12 protein-coding genes are annotated in these 19900 nt (G+C 46.9%); 6 read left to right on the forward strand and 6 right to left on the reverse strand.

The genetic code is table 11. The features are described 5' to 3' along the window. Positions 1 to 21 precede the first annotated feature (21 nt). The 5 genes from KJW29_RS23275 to KJW29_RS23295 all read left to right on the forward strand — a co-directional run bounded on the left by KJW29_RS23275 (position 22) and on the right by KJW29_RS23295 (position 10859). A complete protein-coding gene (locus KJW29_RS23275; RefSeq protein ID WP_214626409.1) occupies positions 22 to 1668 on the forward strand; it encodes an extracellular solute-binding protein in 1647 nt (548 codons plus the stop codon). A 5-nt stretch (positions 1669 to 1673) separates the two neighbouring features. Next, positions 1674 to 3605 (forward strand): hypothetical protein, encoded by a 1932-nt coding sequence (locus KJW29_RS23280; RefSeq protein WP_214626410.1) that lies wholly within the window; start codon positions 1674 to 1676, stop codon positions 3603 to 3605. Between the two features lie 9 nt (positions 3606 to 3614). Next, complete coding sequence (locus KJW29_RS23285; RefSeq protein ID WP_246608887.1) at positions 3615 to 7346, forward strand: S-layer homology domain-containing protein; 3732 nt, start codon at positions 3615 to 3617, stop codon at positions 7344 to 7346. Positions 7347 to 7452: 106 nt separating this feature from the next. Continuing rightward, positions 7453 to 9207, forward strand: coding sequence for a sensor histidine kinase (locus KJW29_RS23290; protein ID WP_214626412.1), 1755 nt, complete (start codon positions 7453 to 7455; stop codon positions 9205 to 9207). A 2-nt stretch (positions 9208 to 9209) separates the two neighbouring features. Continuing rightward, the gene (locus KJW29_RS23295; RefSeq protein ID WP_281426384.1) at positions 9210 to 10859 is read left to right on the forward strand and encodes a response regulator; all 1650 of its coding nucleotides are present in this window, start codon (positions 9210 to 9212) and stop codon (positions 10857 to 10859) included. A gap of 116 nt (positions 10860 to 10975) precedes the next feature. Here the strand turns inward: KJW29_RS23295 and KJW29_RS23300 are convergent, their stop codons facing one another. The 5 genes from KJW29_RS23300 to KJW29_RS23320 all read right to left on the reverse strand — a co-directional run bounded on the left by KJW29_RS23300 (position 10976) and on the right by KJW29_RS23320 (position 18435). Next, positions 10976 to 11215 (reverse strand): hypothetical protein, encoded by a 240-nt coding sequence (locus KJW29_RS23300; protein ID WP_214626414.1) that lies wholly within the window; start codon positions 11213 to 11215, stop codon positions 10976 to 10978. Further along, positions 11196 to 11525: a nucleoside triphosphate pyrophosphohydrolase gene (locus tag KJW29_RS23305; RefSeq protein WP_214626415.1), complete on the reverse strand. Its 330-nt coding sequence runs from the start codon at positions 11523 to 11525 to the stop codon at positions 11196 to 11198. Before KJW29_RS23305 ends, KJW29_RS23300 begins: the two co-directional genes overlap by 20 nt. Before the next feature lie 24 nt (positions 11526 to 11549). After that, positions 11550 to 12404, reverse strand: a complete 855-nt coding sequence (locus KJW29_RS23310) for a restriction endonuclease (protein WP_214626416.1) — start codon at positions 12402 to 12404, stop codon at positions 11550 to 11552. Between the two features lie 9 nt (positions 12405 to 12413). Then, complete coding sequence (locus KJW29_RS23315; protein ID WP_214626417.1) at positions 12414 to 12929, reverse strand: exodeoxyribonuclease VII large subunit; 516 nt, start codon at positions 12927 to 12929, stop codon at positions 12414 to 12416. 364 nt (positions 12930 to 13293) lie between these two features. Further along, positions 13294 to 18435: a M4 family metallopeptidase gene (locus tag KJW29_RS23320; RefSeq protein WP_214626418.1), complete on the reverse strand. Its 5142-nt coding sequence runs from the start codon at positions 18433 to 18435 to the stop codon at positions 13294 to 13296. 271 nt (positions 18436 to 18706) lie between these two features. On the opposite strand from KJW29_RS23320, the gene KJW29_RS23325 reads away from it, so the two are divergent. Further along, entirely contained in the window at positions 18707 to 19171 is a 465-nt protein-coding gene (locus KJW29_RS23325) for a VOC family protein (protein WP_214626419.1), read from the forward strand. 8 nt (positions 19172 to 19179) lie between these two features. Here the strand turns inward: KJW29_RS23325 and KJW29_RS23330 are convergent, their stop codons facing one another. Further along, positions 19180 to 19872, reverse strand: a complete 693-nt coding sequence (locus KJW29_RS23330) for a YetF domain-containing protein (RefSeq protein ID WP_214626420.1) — start codon at positions 19870 to 19872, stop codon at positions 19180 to 19182. Positions 19873 to 19900: the final 28 nt, after the last annotated feature.

Here is a 19900-nt window from a genome sequence, read left to right on the forward strand (position 1 = left end):
TAACGAAAGGAGTACACGGTCATGTTTAATCGGAAACGCGGACTAATTCTAGCCATCGTGCTGGCAGGGTTGGTTGCGGCTGGACTGTATCTGGCTGAAAAAAAAGATACGGCCGAAGAAACTGCACAAGTAGGCCCGTTTCCGAAATATGACCCTGCCATAACGCTTACTGCTGTGCGTAATTTAAATGACAGCACTGTATTCCGGGCGGGTGAATCTTTGACGAACAACGTGTGGAGCAGAGATTACATGGATACGCTCGGCATACAGATTAAGTATTTATGGACAACGACGAAAGGAACGGAAGACTATAATCAAAGGCTGAATGCCTCGATACTGACAGGCGAGATTCCCGATATTTTTGAGGTGGACAGCCTGCAGCTCAAGCAGTTGGTCAATGCTGGCTTGATCGAGGATTTGACCAATGTCTATGAGACGCATGCGTCTGCTGCCGCCCGCAGGATGCTTGAAGAAATTCCGAATGCGCTGGAAACCGCCGATTTTGATGGAAGGCTGATGGCGATACCGCAAGGGGCTTCAACTACGGATCAATCGCAGGTGCTTTGGATCCGATATGACTGGCTGAACCGCCTCGGTTTGCCGGAGCCGGAAACGATGCAGGATGTAATAAATATTTCGAAAGCTTTCACAAAGCTTGATCCAGATGGGAACGGCAAGCCTGATACGTTCGGCCTTGGACTTAACATGGGCTTGCATAATCGGATTAATGTGGCCTCCTTGAAAGGATTTTTAAATGGCTTTCACGCTTATCCTTCAAGCTGGATTAAGAAAGGCGACGGACAAATCGCCTTTGGCGGCATACAGCCTGAGGTAAAGACCGCTCTGGCTGCTTTACAGGAAATGTATAAGGAGGGGCAGCTGGACCCGGAATTTTCCGTGAAGGATCAGAATTTTATGGCGGAGGAAATTGTAGCCGGCAAGGTAGGGATGCAATATGGAGCCTGGTGGAACCCGACCTATCCCTTGCAGACAAGCAAGGATGCCGAGCCTGATGCGGATTGGCGAGCATATGGCATTCCTTCTATAAGTGATTTGCCTGCCAAGGTGGAATACAATTTTCCCGTTTATAGCTATTTTGTCGTTAGAAAAGGAATAAAGCATCCCGAAGCGCTCGTTCATTTGCTAAATTTAATGGTGCATCGCGGTTATGAGGAGCCGCAATGGGAGCGTTTTTTCATCGGCAAGGACGGTTTTTTATACAATAACTATCCATTAGTCTACACATGGCCGGAAAACGGCAGCTTTAAAAATTATCTCCATATACAGGAGGCTTTGAAGTCAGGCAACCCTGATGAACTGAACACTGTGGAAAAAGGCTACTACGACAATATCCAGGCTTATCGGCAAGGGGCAAATCAGTATTGGTTTGAAGAAGGCATGTACGGCGAGATTAGCGCATGGTCACATATTAAGGAAAAAATTGATCATCAGCTTATCCAGATGAATGAGTTTTATGGCCCGCCAACCAAGACGATGAGCCAGGTCACGCCCATCCTTGAAAAGCTCACGCTAGACACTTACACGATGATCATTATGGGCGAATTGCCGCTAGAAGCATTTGATGAATATGTTGCTCAGTGGAAAGAATTAGGCGGAAATATTATTACGAAAGAAGTGAATGAGTGGGTAAAAGCGAAAGGTGGATGACAAGCATGTACAAAAGGCTTTGTTTTCTTAGCTTGTTTATGGCAGCTGTAATATGTACGACCGCGCTATATGGCCTAAAAACGGCTACTTCAGCGCATGCGGCCTTTGATCTGCTTGTATACGAAACACCCTTTGAAAATAGCGGCGATACGGATTGGCTTTCAGCATCAACCAGCTATGATTCAAGCCAATATCTATCCTCTGGACAATCTTTAAAATATAGCCGCTCCTCAAGCTCCAGCTATGTGTATCCTTCCAAGTGGCTGCCTGCAAGCGCTGGCGAAAGCTATTACGCCACAGTATGGATAAAAACCTCTGGGCTTAGCAGCTCAGGCGGCGCAACAATGGCTATTGAAGCGCTCAGCTCAACGAATGCTTGGCTGGGAGGGAAATATGTGAACGGCATTCGAGCGGGACAGTGGACGAAGCTTACTGTTCCGATGTATACGCTGCCGGCAAATACAGCTAAAATAAGCCTCTCTCTCTATTTAGAGCAAGGCACAACAGGGACAGCTTGGTTTGATGACCTTAACGTGTATGAGGTTCAGCCAAGCCAATTGGTTTATGCCTACCTGGATTACCCCTCTTATCGAGGCAAGCTGATCGATATGGATCATACAGACATAAGAGTGAAGACGATCCCCCATGCCTGGTCGGCTGATTTTAGCGGGTATACGACAAAAATCAGTCTGTATAATCAGGCTGGTATAGTAATGAATTCCGCCACTTATACGGGCCAGCAGTCTACGGCTACGATATTTGACGGTTCTGCACTGGCGAATGGAAGCTACAAGCTTGTTATTCAATTGATTAAAACATCAACAGGGCAAGTAAAGGGCTATATCGAAAAGCCGATTACTAAAACAGTCTCAGCTCCAGCCAACTATGTAGATAAATACGGCAGGCTATGGAAGGATGGCAGTTTATTTTTTCCGATAGGCATTTATACTTCCGACATTACAGCAGCTGATATGCTGGATCTGAACAATAGTGCGATTAATACGATTTTGCCTTATGTGCATCCTGATGCAGGCAAGCTGGATTTAGCCAATAGCTACGGCTTAAAGGTCATCTATTCCTTTAAAGATTTTTACTACGGCTCTCTGCATGCCCCTTCATTTATTACGAGCGTGGCGGATGAGGCCCATTATATCGCCCAGCATGTAAATTGGTTCAAATCTCATCCAGCTCTACTCGCTTGGTATTTGAATGATGAAGCGCCTCTTGATGCGAGATTGCCCGATCATTATGAAGCCGTAATTACAAATGATGCCGATCATCCGGCATACATCGTAGATTATAATGTTCCAAGCCCGGACAATTTCATGCGGTCTTCTGACATATTTGGCATGGATCGTTATGTCGTAAAGGGGTTGTCATCCGATCCGATCAACGAGCCCGGCAGCTATCAAAGGAGTTCTATGAATGCGCTTCCTTTCCGTGGTCAATGGCCTGTCGTACAAGCGCATAATCTTGAGAATTACGGCCAAGGCGGCACTCGTCCGCCGACACTCGCAGAACTGCGCAATATGACATGGCAGTATTTAACCGAGGGCGCTACCGGTCTTATGTTCTACTCTCAGTTTGATTTGCAAAACGATGCCAGCGGGCAGCCTTATTCGACTTTGCTAGGAAACGTGAAGCAGGTTGCAGCAGAGGTGGAGGAGTTCGTGCCGCACCTCTTGTCCATCGAAGCGGCGCCGCTGACAACGACAACTGGCGGCAGCTGGTTGAACTGGACAGTCAAGCAGTACAACAACAAAACATTTATTTTTGCGGTGAATAACGGAAAAACGAATCAAACCGCATCCTTTCAAGTTGCCGGAGCCCAGCAAGTTAAGGTGCCTAAAGAAGGGCGTGTATTGCCGGTAACAACAAGCACGTTTACAGATTCGTTCGCACCATTGCAAGTACACATCTATGAGGTGGAAGGTTAGGTGGAAAAAATGAAAAGAAAGTGGCTCAGTTTATTTATTGCAGCAGCTCTCGTGCTTCAGCCAGGGCTCGTTCCAAGCGTGACAGATCGTTCGTCTTCGGTTGCTTACGCAGCCAGCGGCGATGAATTGGTGTTTGAAGAACACTTTGATGATGCAGAGATGCAGGATTGGATTACGACCGCAACTAGCTATGACGATTCGGAGGCTTATAGCGGTACGCATTCCTTGAAATATGAACGGACTGACCCAAAAGAGTACGAATATCCAAGGTATCAAATTAATTTGGAGCCCGGCTCTACTTATTATGCTACTGTGATGATTAAAACAAAAAATGTAGCCGGCGCCGATAAAGCAAGAATCGCTTTAGAGGCTTATGACGGTGACGATTGGAAAGGCGGGCAATACACAGAAGGAATAGTGGCAGCGGACTGGACATTGCTGAAGCTGCCGACATACACCATTCCAGAGGATGCGACAAAAACGCAGGTTTCGCTTTATTTGAGCAAGGATGGCACGGGCACGGTATGGTTTGACGATGTCAAGGTATACAAAAAAGCGTCAGGCAGCAGTACCATTACAGGATATGAAACCTCATTCGAGGAGGACGATGAACAGGATATATGGATAACAAGCTCGACGAGCTTTGATGACACCGTATTCCGTACAGGCACTCGCTCTTTGAAGTATGAGAACGGAGCTACGAATAACTCACCGCGCTTCGAGTTTGCGGTTACCCCAGGAATGGGATATTACGCAGAGGTGTGGGTAAAAACTGAAGGAATATCGGGCGAGGATGGAGCACTGCTTGCGCTGGATGTCGTGGATTCGGCAGGAGGTTGGATAACCGGCTCCTATGTAAATCCGATTAAGCCTGAACAATGGACACTGCTGCGCATACCGCTGCTTACAGCTCCTGCCAATGCGGCTAAAGCAGATTTGACTTTATATACAAGAGGATCGGCAGGCACGGTTTGGTTCGACGATTTGCAAATTTATTCGGTTATGCCTAAGCTGCTGCAAACACAGCTTGCGTATCCCAATTATAGAGGTTTTATTATGCCAGGGGATGAGTCCCCCATCCGGATAAAGGCAGAGCCAGCAATTGGAGCTGATTTGACAGCTTATATACTGCGCGCCAGTTTGTTAGGAAATGACGACTCTGTGCTGGAAGTACAAGAATACACTGGGGTTTCAAGTATAGAGCATACATTTGCTTCTGCACAATTGGCCCCGGGCACCTACAAAGCTCGAGTAGAAGCTCTTTCTGCCGATACGGTTGTTGATTCCAAGGAATGGACGATCAAGAAGGTTTCCAGTCGTGCTGAGCTGCCGAGAACCTATGTGGACAGCGAAGGAAGGTTTTGGAGAGACGACAAACTGTTTTTACCGATTGGCATATATGCAGACAAAATTATTGCCTCTGAGCTGGAGGAGCTGAAGGACAGCCCGATCAATACGCTGCTGCCTTATGATTATCCGTCCGAGCAGCAGCTTGACCTAGCTCAGCAATACGGCAAATCCGTTATCTTTTCGCTGAAGGATTTTTATTACGGGTCGACATGGGCGCCTGAAGGCATTGAAAGTGACGAGGATGCGGTAGAAATGATCAGTGATTTCGCAATCCGATACAAGAGCCATCCGGCTTTGCTGGCCTGGTATTTAAATGATGAGTCGCCCAATGATGACCGTCTGCCAAGTCATTATGAAGCGGTGAAAGAGAATGATCCTGATCATCCAGCCTATATCGTCGATTTTAATTTGCCGAATGCCAATACGCTGGACAAAACGACAGATATTTTCGGGTTGGACGTTTATCCGATTAAAGGGCTCGATACCGATCCGATCAGCGAGCCTGGCAAACTGCAGAAAGAGACAACAGCAATGCTAGGCAAAAAAGGTCAATGGGCAGTCGTGCAAGCACAAAATGTGGGCAACTACGCGCAAGGCGGGCTTCGTCCTCCAACCGAGCAGGAAATGCGCAATATGGCATGGCAATACATTACTGAAGGTGCCAGAGGGATACTGTTTTATTCTTTATTCGATTTGAAAAATGATGACAGCGGACAAGCCTATGAAAAATTGCTGGGTCATGTAAACACGGTAGCTCAAGAAATAGAAGATTTGCAGGCTTTTATTTTGTCAGATAAACTGGATTCAAATGTGAAAGTAATTGGCGACGACAGCGAACATCTGCACTGGATAAGCCGCCAAGTGAACGGAAAAACGTATCTTGCTGCAGTTAACAGCAGCAAAGAAGAGCTGGAAGCAGCCTTCAGTATACCTGCAGGCATGCAGGTGAAGGATTGGAAATCAGGGAGCAGCATCGCAGTCAGTCAGAATCGTTTGCAGCAGACGTATGGCCCATTAGAGGTGCGCATTTATGAGCTAAGCCCGCTACCGACCTATCCTGGGGGAGGACTGGTTATCGATCCGAAGCCATCCACTCCTATAGCGGAGCTGGAGGAATATTTGAAAGGTATTGAACAAAAGCTGGCAGGCGCAGCCCCGTCTGAACAAGCCGCGCTGATTGCTGCTGGAACGGAACGAATTAAAGCTTTGTTTGAACAAATAAGCACGTTAGACCTGAGCTCTGCCGTTTCAATTCATGCTGGCGCCGCCGCAGCTGAACTCGGCGGGCAAACGCTGCAGGAGCAAATTGCGAATGTTCAAGCATCTATCGAGCGTCTGAATGAGCTGTTAGGAAAGCTTAATCCTTCTGCTTCAGCCTTAAACGCGAAACTGATTATGGATTTAGGTTCGACTGAAGCAGGCCGACTATCATTGACGCTGGATGAGCAGCTCCTTCAAAAGCTGAAAGAAGCTGGCTTGCTGGATGTTTCTGCGAAATGGTCGGGTGTAACTGTAAGCTTTGATCCAGAACAATTTAATGGCAAGACAGAGCTTCAAATTACAGAAGTAGATTTGCAGGAAACAGGTTATTTGGAGCAAGCCCTTGCCTCGCTTGCCTATCATATTCATTTGAAAATAAACGGAATAGAGCAGCCTGTTTTCCAAAAACCGATCCGTTTGGAATTGCCAGTCGATGGGGACTTCGATCAGGAGCTGCTCGTAATGGCTGATCTTGGCCAAGGCGGTCCTGGATTGATTAGAGGAAATATGCTCAGTCGCAGCTATGCAGCATTCATTGGCGGTGCTTCAACATTCGCTATTTTGGAAAACAAGGTGGCATTTGATGATATTGACCATGTCTCGCATTGGGCGGGTCGCGCGATTGGAGTTATTGCCGCAAACGGCATTGTGAATGGAAAAGCGGAAGGTCGCTTTGATCCCGATGCGCCTGTGACAAGGGCACAATTTGCAGCGATGCTGGCCAGGCTTTATCAGTTGAATCTCAAAGACTTCTCACAGCCATTCCACGATATTAATGAGACAGACTGGTATGCGCCGTATGCAGCAGCAACTGCTGCGAGCGGTTTAATTGCTGGTCGTGCAAACGGAACATTTGGCCCCAATGACGCGATTACTCGCGCCGAAATGGCCGTATTGGCCGGGCGGGCAATCAGGCTATTTCATCAGAGAACGGACAGCCATCAGGCTGGCAATGAATTAAGTCAATACGTTGATATTTCCGGGCTGACAGAATCTATGGCGAATGATATTGCACTAGCTGTAAGCGAGCGAATTATTACGGGTGTTTCTTCTAATAAAATGCAGCCGAATGACACTGCAACACGAGCGCAGGCATCTGTTGTCATCTATCGCTTGCTAGCTGTAAAATAAGGAATCCTATATTAAACAGCAGTTCAAGATTATCACGCTTGAGCTGCTCTTCTTTATTTACTCCCGCAGTGCGGCAAGTGAGTCATTCAAAAAACAGGGGGATACAATGAAGGTGCTACCTATTAAATTGTCTAGCATTTTTTTCAAACTGGCTATAGCATTTTTATTGATTATACTGCCCTTGTCTATTCTCGGCTTGTATTTAAACTATTCGAGCTCGACAACCGTAAAGGAACAAATCGAACAATCGCTTAAGTCCAGGCTGCATAACTATGTCAGAGGAATGGATGCAGACTTTCAAAGAATGATGCGCCTTAGGAATGAGCTGCTCGCGGACAGCGACCTGCAAACGCTTAGCTACGCCAAGCATCATCTCTCCGATTATTTGTATGCACAGGCCGTTCTCCGCATTCAAGAGAAGCTGAGGCTGCTCCAAGCTTCCAGCTTATATATGGATGATATCAACGTTTATTTACCGCGCATTCAAAGAAATATTTCTTCAAGGGGATTTATAACTTTGCCAGTTGAAGACGAAATTGCTGCGCTCAAGCGGTCTACTCTTTCTTCCCCTATTGTTTTTTGGAACGATCAATATTTAATAGGCGGTTCGTTTCCGGGCACTTATGGGATTGAGGACAGCGAGGATGAGCCTTTTCTTATATTAAAGATATCCGTTTCAGAGGATTTTCTGCAGCAGTCTCTAAATGAGGTGCATAATACGAAGTTTGGAGGAGGCATGTTGCTGCAAGCCGACAAGCAGTGGAAAATTGTTAGCGGGAATGACCAAATGCATGCATTAGCCGAAAACTTAATTCCACATATCGCCGGCGAATCGATGGAGCAGTTCCAGAACGGCAGCTTTAGTGTAACGGCCGACCATGTGGCATATACGGTCATTTACGAAAAATCTTCAGTATTAAATACGGTTATGGCTGTTTTTTTGCCAGAGGAAGAGACGCTTGGGCCGCTTACGAAATACCGCTATTGGTATTGGATCATTACTTTAACGTCGGTTGTCATAGTCATTATATTTTCATATTGGATTTATCGTATCATTCATCAGCCGATACAAAGAATGGTGTTTGCATTTCGCAAGCTGGAAAAAGGCAATTTGAATGTTTCCTTAAAGCATAGCCAAGAAGATGAATTTGCTTATTTGTACGAGCAGTTCAATATTATGTCCAGTAAGCTTCAATTGCTTGTTCACGAGGTATACGAAGAGAAAATACGCTCGCAGCAATCCGAGCTGAAGCAGCTTCAGTCTCAAATTAACCCTCATTTTTTGTACAACAGCTATTTTGTACTGCATCGTGTTGCGCAGATGCATGATACCGATACAGTCATTCGGCTATCCCGTCATTTGGGAGAATATTTTCGTTATATTACGCGGAATGGTGCTGATGAAATAGCGCTCGCGCAAGAGATTCGCCATACTCATTCTTATATTGAAATTCAAATGCTGCGCTATTCGCGCAGAATACAAACAATTTGCGAAGAATTGCCAGACTGCTTCAAGGAGGTTCTGGTGCCTAGACTGGTTCTGCAGCCTATTTTGGAAAATGCATATGAGCACGGGTTGGAAAATAAAATGGCCGGCGGCATTGTAAAAATGTCTTTTTCGTCGACAGATGAGCTTTTGCAAATTACGGTGGAGGACAACGGGGATGATTTGTCGGATCGGCAAATTGAAAGGATTGCAATAGAGCTCAAATTAGAGGAGCATGTGGAAACAACCGGCATGTTAAATGTGCACCGCAGGCTGCAGTTGAAATTCGGCAAACAGTACGGATTGTCCGTTTCACGTTCTTCACTTGGCGGTTTATGTGTCGAAGTAGCTATTCCAATAACAAAGGGGACTTAGGCATGTATAGACTACTTATCGTTGATGATGAGGAATTGATCGTCCATGGCTTGGCACAGCTTATTGAAAGTTCGCTCGATTATGAAGTGGACATTCAGCTCGCATACTCTGCCTTCGAAGCTTTAAATATTTTTAACCGTATAAAAATCGACATTGTGCTTAGTGACATCCGTATGCCTGGCATGTCGGGTCTTGCTTTGCAGCAAGAGATCAATCGCGTATGGCCGCATGCTCTCGTTATTTTTTTGACGGGACATGATGATTTCAATTATTTGCACACAGCTAGCCGAAACAATAGCTTCAATTATATATTGAAAACAGAGGATGACAACATTATCGTTGAGACCATCCATAATGCTGTTCAAATGCTGGAAAATAAGTTTGAGCGGGAGCAACTTGTCATGCAAGCAAACGCTTATATGCTTGAAGCGCTGCCTATGCTGCAAAAAGAATGGCTTGGCGATTTGTTGCGCGGAGAAGATAAGGATGCCGGTAAACTTGATGAGCGCATGACTGAGCTGAAAATACCGCTTAATGCCGCTTTTCCCGTACTACTTATGCTAGGTAGAGTAGAGAATAGAGAGCTGAAGTCACAGGATCAGACGATGCTCGGCTTCTCGCTTCATGCGATTGTAAATGAACTGCTCAGTCCTTCGCTGCAGATGTTCTCCTGTATGTATGAACATGGCAATTGGATTTGGCTAATTCAGCCTAAGCTTGCCCCTGAGCACCATGATCCCCCATTTAATCTGGACAGCTCCTGGAAGCTTGCCACAATGCTAATCAGCCAGTCCCTGGAGCAGATTCAAGCGGCTTGCAAAAAGTATTTAGGTTTGAAGGTGTCGCTGCTCGCTGGAACTATACCGGTGCCTTTCCATGAAAGCAGCCAATCATTCAGTAGACTTAAACGAATTTTCAATTTTGAGTACGGCTTGCATAAAGAGGTTCTTTTGTTAGAAAGCCAACTATCGCTCAGTACGGAGCGAGAAAGCGATACTTCATTTCAATCGCTGACTGGAATGATTAGAAGGTTGGAGACCTATCTTGAAACTTCGCAGCGCGAGCCGTTTTTTTTGCTCTTTTCTGAGCTTGTCCGTAGTACGGAGGAGCATGCGAACGATCAAATCAAACTGCAAACGTATTATGCTATCGTTCCGATTTTCTTTACATTTTTGAATAAATCATTGGATAAAAGCAGCATTGGGCTCAATATTGAGTTAGGAAAACTTACGCAGCTAACAGCTCATAGCTCATGGGAAGATGCTATGGAATATTTGGCAAAGGTAGCCGAAGCGATATTCGAATATAGCCAATCGAATGTGGCGGAGATTGAGCTCAAGGTGATCGCAACCATTAAACGTTATATCGAGAACAATCTGGCAGGCGATCTGTCACTTGCCAAAATTGGAGAGGTTGTCGGATTTAACCCATCCTATTTGTCCCGTTTGTATAAGCAGTTGTCTGGCGAGGGGTTATTTGAGTATATAACTGAAGTTCGATTGAATAAAGCAAAACAATTGCTCAGAAATCCGCTGCTCAAGGTGCATGAAATTTCGATGGAGCTTGGCTTTGAATCATCGGCATATTTTACAAAGTTTTTTAAACGAGCGACGAACTTAACGCCTTCAGAATATAGAGAAGTGCATGATTAATACATGAAGAATTTATCATTATGTAGATTCTTCTTATACCCTTGTGGTTTCTTGATCGAACCTGGCAACGAGTGTGGAAGAGTCCCCGAACCATTTCGCCTTGGGTGGAGCTCCCATCACTCGTTTTTTCTTTGTTTACTTATGATCAAATAAGCGCCCTTGTACGTCGCCAGTTCTTCTACCTTGTCGTTCTTACAGCCCTCTTCTTCATTCTCTTTCAACAGGATTGCTGCAACCACAGCAATTGGAACATAGCGCTTCATGATATAAATGCCGGCGGCATGCTGCATATTAGCGATTAATTCATCGCCCAGGTTTTCCGTAATCAGCCTGACGTTAAGCTTCGTCGTCGACATCGATGAGATACACCCGCTCCTGGAAGCCCCCTCGTTTTTCGGTCTTTTGTTTACGAAGCTCTTCCCCCTCCTCCACGCTGTATCCGTGTGCGGCAGTCAGAGCTCTAATCACCTCGAGAACGTCGGCCAGTTCTTCCAGAGCTTCGTTAGCGTTTTTGGCGCCGAGATATTCGTTGACTTCTTCCATCAGCTTCGTATTTAGTTCTTGGAGATATTCCTCGTCGTTCAGAATACGAGTTCGGCATGTCTTGCCCGTCTCCTCGATGATTTGCGGAATATGATCTCGAACGAGTTTATTGTAAGTTGGCATTTGGCTCACCGCTTTCTGTATAAATTATATCGGTCTAGTTTGTCTGCAAGAAGGGAACTTCGAGCATCCCATGAACTCCGCGCCCTGCTTGCTCTTGCGTCTTACCATTGGGGCACCGCATGAACAGGTAGCAGCAGATGCAGTAGCTAATTCTTTTCTTGCTGTCGCTACCTCTCTCTTAGCCGTTGTGAGCTTCGATTGAACAGCTGCTTTTTTACCTGGTTGCCATTTCCCCCAAGTCTTCAGCTTCTGCTCAACAATAGCACCATGCCAATAGTCGACTTTAAATTTATCTGCTTCGTCTTTTGCAGGAGAAGTCAGATCAGACGTTGTCACAAGTAGAGAAAGGATGCAGTCATGGTTGCGTTTTGCCGCTACCAACTCACGTACTGTCTGTACGGGTACCTTATTTCGCTCAGAATAACATTTAGCTTGAACAGCCGTCTTCTCGCCGCGTCGATCCGTGATGACCAAGTCTACTCCACCATCATTGCCTCCAACGCCGACTTCCTTTACTGCATAGCCTTGATCGATGAAATACATGGCCAGTAACCTTTCAAACTCGGCGCCGGAGAGATCCTCCAACTTCGTAGCCAAAATCACTTCATCTGTCCTTATCTGTTTGGAAGTCCGATGGGCTACCGAGCTTGCCCTTTGTGTCTTCGACTGAGACTTTCGTATCGTTTTAGCAGCGCGTCTCTTTCTAATCCAAATAAGACCAACGATTTCAGACAAAATAACGGACCCCAACAAAATTCCAAAGAAAAATCCCAAATGCAGCCCTGGTATGTTGAAATAAAGAGCTAGCCCTCCAAGAATAAAGAGACCTCTTAATAGGTAAGCAATCTGGTTTCCCTCAGATTTATATGTTCTAGCCATGATTTCCTCCTATTGGCTCGTTAAAATAGTTTCGAATAGTTTGGGGACGTATACAAAGACTGCGATTCCCACGAATATTATTAACATAGCGATAATTGCAGTGAGAATTACCATCGAACCAGCTTGAGACTTTTTGAATGTCTGGACCTGATTCTGCGGCGGACTATAAGACCGATTAGCATATCTTCTTCTCTGATGGGAAGGTCTACGGTTTATTGGAGCAGGAGCTCCTAACATATCTACAAGATACCGTGCAGCTTTGGATGGCGTTGTCTCCGAACGATCAGCCGCTTTATCGGCGAATGTATTGTTATCCGTGTGCCCGATACCAACAATAACAGGAATTTGAGAATCATATATGGCTTTGACAACATTAGATTCGTTAAACACATTAAAATCGTTCTCATTGCCACCACCACGAACGATCATGATGACGTCATATCCTCCTTCAGCCACAGAAGTAATTCCTTCTGCAATTACACTGCTATCATTCAGCTTTCCCCAGCCGATCTTATATACTGGCAACCACCATATACTTTTGAATTTATATGACTAACCTCAGCTAGTATAGCGAATTCCCTATTCTTAATCTCAGAACTCGCAGTTCTTTTCACAACCTGAAGTATACCCTTATATGCTTCAGTTAACGACATCACCTTAATATGAGTACTCTGAACCATTACACTAGGCCTCCCGTGTGACTTTTGAATTAGTTATATACTTTTTCGACACAGGATTTCCTAATCCTTCCTATGAAATGGAATAGGTTGTCATTAACCAAAAACAGACTACTATAATCGAGCAGGCCCATGCGCAATTGCATGGGCCTCTTCCAGAACCAGGACGTTCGGGTCATCACATCCGTAATATATTTCTTTTCCTATTCCTATCAATCGATAAACGATAGGTAATCCAACATTCTGTTCAAAATAACTGCAGCCTCGGCACGAGTCGCGTTCTGCTGCGGTCTGAAGTTCTCGGATTGGGCCTCCTCCAATAAACCGGCTTCGACGCCCTGAAGGATTGCCTGCTTCGCCCATCCGGATATTTGTTTACCGTCCGCAAATGGAATTTCCTTCAAGTCGTTCACGTTTATTTCTCCATCGACGAACGCAACAGCTCTGACAATCATGACGACCATCTCTTCGCGCTTAATTGTAGCGTTCGGATCAAAGTGTGTGCTGCTCTTGCCGTTGATAATGCCGGCCTGTACGGCTGCATTGACGGAAGGGGCGAACCACAACGTTTCCTTAACGTCGTTAAATCGCGATACGCCGTCTTTGACCTCCAGCCCTAACGCTCTGGTCAGCAGTGCGGCAAACTCCGCTCGAGTAATGGATCTGTCCGGCGAGAAGGTGGTCGCGCTTGTTCCCTTGATCAACAGCGCGGACGCGAGCGTCTCTATCTCTCCTTGCGCCGCATGATTCTGAATATCCGCGAATGTAGTCTTCTTAGCTTGCACAACTCCGTATACGCTGGCATGAGGTGCGGCCATCACTATCGTAGTTACTCCACCCTCTACTCTCAGCGTGGCAGGTATAAACTGCGCTTCGCCGGTCTTCGGATCGATAATAACGCCAAGCAGCCTATGTTTGCCGCCCGCTTCGGAAACAACGATCGTTCTGGTTACATAGGTGCTGCCGAAGTTGGTTACATGAACCGTCTTGCCTCCCGCTTCCGCGGTTACGCTATAATCGACGATGCTTACAAATGTTAATCCCTGCGTTTTCCCCTGTGCTCTTATGACTTCCTCCTCGGCTTTGGAGGGGGCGGATATAGACACGGTGATCGTAACTTTATCGATGCTCTGGCCGATTTGCCGCACTAGACTCGCGTAGTCGAGAGCATTAAGCGGCAGATCGAAGCTCGCTTGCTCTGTTCGGAAGGAAAAAACGCCGTCCTTGTTTTTGTTTGAGGTTGTGTTTAAAGGTCCGGCAGGCAGTTGAAAGTTCAACGTACCGTCCGTGTCGCTCACCTTCAAAATAACCTTTTTGGAGCTTTCACCTGATATCGCTTTAAAGGCCTGCTCCAACTCCGTAGCATCTATCGTTATCGTCGTGTTCTTCGTTCCATCTGCAGTAGTCGACGTCTTTATATTATCCTCAGTAGGCTTCAGATGAACGCCCTCGTCGTCGATTACGAGATCCGTTTCTTCCTCCGGCACGCCTGCGCCTGCACCTGCGCCGCCGGCGCCTCCACCTCCGCCAGCACCGCCTCCAGATCCTCCGCCACCTGGGCCTCCGCCGGGATTGCCGCCAGGAGGATTGCTTCCTCCACCGCCTCCACTGCCTCCGCCGTTGCCAGGACCAGGCGGCATGCTTACTGTAATAACGAAAGCATCCGACACGGAACTGCCGGAGCTGTCCGTTGCGGTCACGGTCACAGTCGACGTTCCCGCGGCCAGCGGGTCGACGACGATTACGCCGCCGTTTATGATCGCGGACGCCACGCTCGGCACGCTTGAGCTAACGGAATAGGTCAGCGTGTCGCCTGCATCCGGATCCGAAAATACGGATGCGCCTTGTATGCTGATGGATGATCCGCCCATCGTTGCCGACTTGTCCGCAATCGGGTTCGTTACGACCGGCTTTCGGTTCGACGTCTCATGCGTGGTGACTAGGAAGATGTAGCTGACCGAATGACGATTGCCATCGTTCGCTGTTACACGAATGGAGGCCGTTCCGCCCGCCAACATCTTTACCGTCAACGTCTGGCCCGCGACCTTTACCGCGGCTACATCCCTGGCGTTCGAGCTCGCCGAGAATCTCAGCGGATCTCCGTCGGGATCTGCGAAAACTCCGGATAACGGAATTACGATTTCCTGATCCACGCTAGTCGCCGTTTGATTCGAGATCGGATTATTGACTGTCGCAGCCCGATTCTCGGGTCTAACCGTGACCGCGAAGCTAATATCCGTCTTGTGGCCTCGCCCGTCGTTCGCCGTTAATGTCACGACAGCGGTGCCCACAGACACTGGATTAATCATTAACGTGCTTCCGTTAACGCTTGCTTTAGCTATTCCCGGTGCATCCAATTGTGCCGAGTAGGTCAAAACATCCCCATCTGGATCCTTGAACGCATTCGCGATCGGTACACTAAGGTTGGCTCCCAAGTAGGCAATCTGCCCTGCCACTCCCTTCGCAATGATCGGAGCCTGATTAAGCGGCGGGGCTATCGTCACGTAGAAGCGGTCCTGCACGTAATGTCCCCATCCGTCATGCGCGTTCACCAGAATTTCCACCCTGCCGGCTTGCAACGGCTTGACGGTAAGCTGATCATCCACGTGCGAGACTGTGGCAAGCTTCGTATCCAGCGAATAAACTTCGTATACAAATCTATCGTTTACATCCTGGTCGGCAAATGTACCGGCCATCTGCACGACGATATCCGCTCCCCCAGCAATCGCGGTCTTGTCGGCAATCGGTCTGACAAGAGTCGGCGCATGCGTGTTCGAAGACAAGGTGTATGTGGGCAGTGCTATGGATTCTCCCGCATCCATTCCGCCGATGGTGACAAGCTGGAATTTATAGAATGTATTCGGCGACAAACCTGTAATGGAGGCATTTGTGCTGGTCCCATCAAGCGGAGAGACGACCGCCGACGGAACCCAGAATGACTCATTATGATCTGTTGTTTGGAAGAGCTGGAATCCGGTTGCATCGCTCAGAGCCGGCCACTCAAAGGAAGCCGTCGTCTCGGTGATATCCGTCATCCGCAATGCCGATTTCATATCGATGACCATATCGTTTTTGTAATAATTCGCAATTTGATACTCATAACTGTTTAAGAATGCGCTGTCGAGGAAACGAATCGAGAAGTCGCGCACATCATTGCGATTGGTGCTATGAACAGCCTCTCCCAAGAACCATAGCAGCAGCTTATTGCCTACGAGCATGGAATGCGGCGTTAAACCTTCCGGCACTGGAGCCACGACTGCCTTGCCTGTACGCAAGAAATCTTCTCCTTGCTCTCCCACGAACGAATCATTGTGGAGCTTAATTGCGACTTCTCCCCCAATCTGCCCGATATCCACGTCGACTTCGTAAAAGTTACGGCCGGGATAGTTCCACTCGTAGGTCAAATAAGGAGCATGATTATAAACGAACACATACCACTCCACGTTTGTCCCGCCGGAAGAAACGATGTAATGCAACTGACGGAATCCATTGGTGAATTCCGACTCCACGAATGTTAGCACAGCTCCCGGGGATACTTGGATGACCGGCGAGAATGCGTCCGGCGAGGAAGCGTTGACGTAAACTTCGTTCGAATTAGTGTCAATCCAGACCGACGAGGCTCCCTCTCCCTGCACGGATGTAATATCATGTTTCGTACCGTAGGGCAGGCCGACTGCACCCCAGGCATCTTTCACCTTTTGAACAATGCCTTGCGTGCCTGCATGAACAGAGGCATAATCTTCTGCCGCCGATACGAACGCGTCGCGCGCATCCTCGAAGTTCGAAGTCGGCATCAGGCGGTTCGTCAGCACATCATAACTTAATTGACCCAATATTTCTTTGCCGTTTAGTCCGATCGAATCGATGCCCGTCGCGGTTAAATAAGCTGCACGATTCGGGATACCGCTATTAATGTGGACGCCGCCTTCGTCGTACGATCGGCTAAGGTATTCAAAGTCGTTCATCGAGGCCGGCTGCTGGAAATGCCCGGGGTTCGCCATATTGCGGACAGGAGCTCCCGTATCCTCCCCGATGATCCAGTCGTTCGAAGAATTCTCGAAGTCCATCTGAATCAACGCGCCGAAAATATCCGAGAACGATTCATTTAACGCTCCCGACTGATGTCGATATTCCAGATCGGACGTATATTGCGTAATCCCGTGTACGAACTCGTGACCGATGACATCCAGCGCACAAGTATAGCAGCTGCCGTCCCCATAGATCATCATGGCCCCGTTCCATAATGCATTATCATAAGCTTCAGGAACTCCGTCGTCATCCGAATCTTCCGTGTAATGCACAAGTGAGAGGATGTCCATGCCTTGCCCGTCTATGCTGTTCCGATTATGTTTCTGCAGGAAATATTCGTAAACGACCCCGCTATAGAAGTGGGCATTCACTTCATCCGGATCGATAAAAGCAACGTCCGATTCCGGCGTTGTCACAAGAGGTCCCCAATCGCCCGCGTCGAATGTGACGATCGCCCCCCTATCAGTCTCCTCTTCGTACATCTCACGGGACCGATCTTCCAGTATGTAAATATCGTTGTCCGTGATTGTGTCGTCATGATCGTCCAACACGACATTTAACTGTTTTTCCGTATTGTTCTCATCTACTCCCGTTATCAAAGCCGGCACTGTAATTCCGGCCATTCGATCGTAGCTGTCGATGATCTCTCCGCTGAACGCGTCAACATAAGCAATCCAATGACCGGCCTTGGGAGCGACAAAGCTCAGCTCGGTTTCGTACGCCAGGTAGCTTTTGCCTTGAAAAGGATAGATCATCAGGGTTGACTCAGGCGAATTCGCCAGCGGTCGGCCGTCGATGGAATCATCCAACTGGAATTCAAAGCCAAGCGCGTTTTCCAAATGCGCTTGCAGCGAGGCAATCGCATCCTCGGATGAAAGCTTCGGTTTCAAGGTTTTGGGTATTTCCGGAATCGGTGCTTCCGCCAGCTCATTGCGGATTTCCGTCACTCTTTTGGACTTGTTCAGATGAATCCTGATGTATTTGCCGTACACGGGCACCCCGTCTACTTGAAGCTGATACAAGTAATGCGTCCGTCCCTCGGAATCTATCGACTTTTGTTTCATAGTCAACTCTTTCGCCGGATCGGAGACGCCTATCGATCTTTTATTCGAAGACAGGTATTGCAGAACGGATTGATCGTTCACCAGAGGAGCAGACAGCTCTCCCTTGATGTTTGTCTGAAGCTGATCGCCGTTCTCGTTAATCGACTGCGCGAATGACAATTCGTTAGCTGAAGCCAACTGCCCGACGCATAAGCCAATTATTAATTGCAGGGAAATCATAGTGCGCAATGCTTTTTTACCTCTGATCTTCGAACGCTTCAACAAGGTTGCCTCCCGCAAAATAGAGTGAATGCACGAAAGAAATAAATACCATTTTTGCAAATTTCATTTTATATTCTCTCATATTTCAGGGACCTTTGATATAGTCAATTAGAAGAAAATGACCAATTCTCAGAACCTTCTTCCCTATTAATTCTGAGCACGCTCACCGGGGCTACTGGCGAAACTGGCTACTATTTTTGATAAAAAATACAGTCAATTCCTAATAGAATTTGTTAAGCTAAGTTTAGGGATAGAAAAGGAGGATATGGATATGTCGGAACATGAGGAAAACAAAGAGGAACAAATGCTAGAAGACATCACCGGTATGACTTGTATTTACGTACCAGTAAATGATGTTTACGAGTCTATTAAATGGTACCAAAAGAATTTAGGGTACCAACCTTCTAACAACGAACTTGTTGAGCCTGGGATGGTGACGGCAGTTTTGAATATTCCCGATCGGAATGGAAATCTTCCCTTACCTGGTCTAAGGCAAGTTGTACCCGCATTGTTCCTTCACAAATCGGACGAGGAAGGCGGTAGATTACGGTTCTCCTGGTCATTGGACAGCGGAAAACCCCATGCAATAGCCTGTTTTATTACACCGCGAATCGAGGAGTTATATAACCGTTTCAGGGCAAACGGAGTGAATATTTTAGGAGAACGGGTGACATGCGGACCAAACATAACGTTCGCCGATCCTGACGGAAACGTATGGGAAGTTTGGCAACCATAATCGTATTTTTATAGGATCGAATCCTGGTACTTGTCGATATACAACGTCCCATCTAATTGGAGCTCTGCGTAAAATACTTGATCTAAAGAATGGATGTTGGCTTTCTTTAATTGCTGGTTGAGCCAGGCAACGGAGACTTCCAATTTTCCAAGATTTTTTTCTACGATTTTACCATCAACGATAAGCTCAGTCGGTATTCTGTGAATAGTCGTAATAGTTGCTTTTATATCTTTTTTTGTTGCAGGCAGCAGTTCTTCTTTTTTCAACACGCTGAGTTGACCATCGGGTTCCAAAATTGCAAATTCAACTTCTTCAGGTGAAAAGACATCCTTGTTCCGTAGCAACATGCTTAAATCGTCAATGTTGAGATGTTGCTTAGCCAATGCCTTTTCCAGAATCTTTCCCTGTTTGACGAGAATGGTAGGCTGACCGTCGAGAATCTCACGCGTTTTGACGGATCGCAGTCCGGCCCATGCAATGATGAATGCCAACAACGACCATAAGACCAAGCTGGATAGTCCTTGCAATAACGTGATTTGTTTGTTGACGATAATCTCGGCTGTAGTGGAGCCGAAGGTGATCCCCGTTACATAATTAAAAAACGTTAGATGTCCGACTTGTTTTTTACCGAGTAGACGCGTCAAAACGAGTAAGGCAATAAAAGATGTTACCGTACGAAACAGAATTTCTCCATACGTCATGTGTCAAACTCCTTAGCATAAAAGATAA

Source organism: Paenibacillus agaridevorans (genome assembly GCF_018604145.1).
Taxonomy (GTDB): Bacteria; Bacillota; Bacilli; order Paenibacillales; family Paenibacillaceae; genus Pristimantibacillus; species Pristimantibacillus agaridevorans.